Source organism: Paenibacillus agaridevorans, assembly GCF_003112455.1.
GTDB classification, from domain to species: domain Bacteria; phylum Bacillota; class Bacilli; order Paenibacillales; family Paenibacillaceae; genus Pristimantibacillus; species Pristimantibacillus agaridevorans.
Genome location: NZ_BDQX01000138.1, coordinates 12,969 through 14,822, shown reverse-complemented (window position 1 = coordinate 14,822; position 1,854 = coordinate 12,969). Strand labels below are relative to the sequence as shown.

At 57.0% G+C, this 1,854-nt stretch carries 3 protein-coding genes; all 3 read left to right on the top strand.

Going from position 1 to position 1,854, the window contains the following annotated elements; genetic code table 11:
- Positions 1 to 884 (top strand): tRNA (adenosine(37)-N6)-threonylcarbamoyltransferase complex dimerization subunit type 1 TsaB (gene tsaB, locus PAT3040_RS13420; protein WP_108993057.1); only part of this gene is annotated, 884 nt, incomplete at its 5' end.
- 2 nt (positions 885 to 886) lie between these two features.
- On the top strand, positions 887 to 1,381 hold the full coding sequence (gene rimI, locus PAT3040_RS13415; RefSeq protein ID WP_087571151.1) for a ribosomal protein S18-alanine N-acetyltransferase: 495 nt from the start codon (positions 887 to 889) through the stop codon (positions 1,379 to 1,381).
- Positions 1,378 to 1,854: tRNA (adenosine(37)-N6)-threonylcarbamoyltransferase complex transferase subunit TsaD (locus PAT3040_RS38620; RefSeq protein ID WP_373863941.1), on the top strand; the 477-nt coding region annotated here is incomplete at its 3' end. The genes rimI and PAT3040_RS38620, both read left to right, overlap by 4 nt.

Here is a 1,854-nt window from a genome sequence, read left to right as displayed (position 1 = left end):
GCGGCCCGGTTATCGCTCGGGATACGTCTACGGCTGCGATGGCAGCCGCGATTATCCGTGACGGGGAAGTGCTGGGAGAGGTGCAGTCGTTGGCGGAACGCAATCATTCCGTTCATGTCATCTCCCATTTAAAGGATCTGTTGTCATCGTCGAATATAAAGCCGGAGGAGCTGGCGGGTATCGTCGTCGGCAACGGTCCCGGCTCCTATACGGGCATGCGGATTGCGGTCACGGCCGCCAAGACGCTGGCCTGGTGCTGGGAGAAGCCGCTGGCAGGCGTCTCCAGTCTCGAAGCGATCGCGTTCGGAGCTTGGCACAGAGGGATGGAAGACGCGCCTGCAAGCGGTGAATTCACGGATGCTCGTACCGAAACGAGCCGCGAGCATTGGGTGCTGCCCATTATGGATGCCAGGCGGGGGCAAGTGTATGCCGCGGGCTTTGTTTGCCGTGCGGGTGCAGATGGAACTGAGGTCGAAGAATGGTCGAGATTCGCCGAGGATGGCGTGCGGATGATGGAACGATGGGTGGACTCGATTCTTGAGCGGATTAAGGATACGGTTGGGAGAAAAGCGGGTTCTAATGGTGCTTGTGCAGAGGAATACGCCAACTCGGATCGGATACATGCAGCCGTGCCTGTCGTCTGGCTCGTCGGCGACTTGTCGCTGCATGGACCGGCAGCCGAACGGCTGGCCGCGCAGGGAGCGGAGCTTGGTGCCGAAGTCCGGCTAGCGTCTTACGTCATGGAAGGCCGATACTTGGCGGAGCTTGGCCAAAGACGGCTTGCTGCAGGAGAGAACGAAGATCCGCATACCTTCATTCCGAATTACACGCAGCTTACGGAAGCGGAAGTGAAGTTGAAGGCGAAGCGGGCAAGTGAGGGATAGAGATGCCGGTGAATCATGCAAAGCTTGTATATCGCCCCATGTCGTTAGCCGACATTCCTGCCGTTCTGCTCATCGAGCAGGAATCGTTTAGCAGTCCCTGGACGGAAGAATCGTTCGTGAACGAGCTGAAAAACAATATGTTCGCCAGATACCTCGCGCTGGAATACGGCGGAGAATTAATCGGATATGGCGGCATGTGGATCATTATGGACGAGGCGCATGTCACGAACATCGCGATCAGGTCCGATGTCAGGGGTATCGGGCTCGGGCATCGGCTGATGGCTCAGCTGCAGCGGACAGCGCTGTTCTACGGCGCGGCACGCATGACGCTGGAGGTGCGCGTCTCCAACGAGCATGCGCAGCGGCTATACCGGAAGCATGGCTTTCAGCCATCCGGCGTACGCCCGAACTATTATTCGGATAACAACGAAGACGCGCTTATTATGTGGGCGGAGCTGGATGAGAGCCGGCTGGGAACGGGAGAGGAAAGTCATTGAATACAACTGGCAATTACGATGAAACTTTGATACTTGCGGTAGAGACAAGCTGCGACGAGACATCGGTGGCGGTGGTCAAGGGCGGCAAACATATTCTGTCCAATGTAGTCAGCAGCCAGATCGACGTTCACGAAGCTTTCGGCGGAGTCGTGCCGGAGATTGCCTCGCGCAAGCATGTCGAAAGCATAACGTTAATTATCGAACAGGCCATCCGCGAATCGGGACATGGATTAAAGGATATGTCCGCTATTGCGGTCACGCAAGGACCCGGGTTGGTCGGGGCGTTGCTCGTAGGCATCGTCGCGGCAAAAAGTCTGTCGCTCGCGTTGGACATTCCGCTGATTGGAACGCATCATATCGCGGGTCATATTTATGCCAACGAGCTTGAGCATGAGCTTAGATATCCGTGCTTGGCGCTTGTTGTGTCCGGCGGGCATACCGAGCTGGTTCTGCTGGAGAAAGAAGGCAGCTTC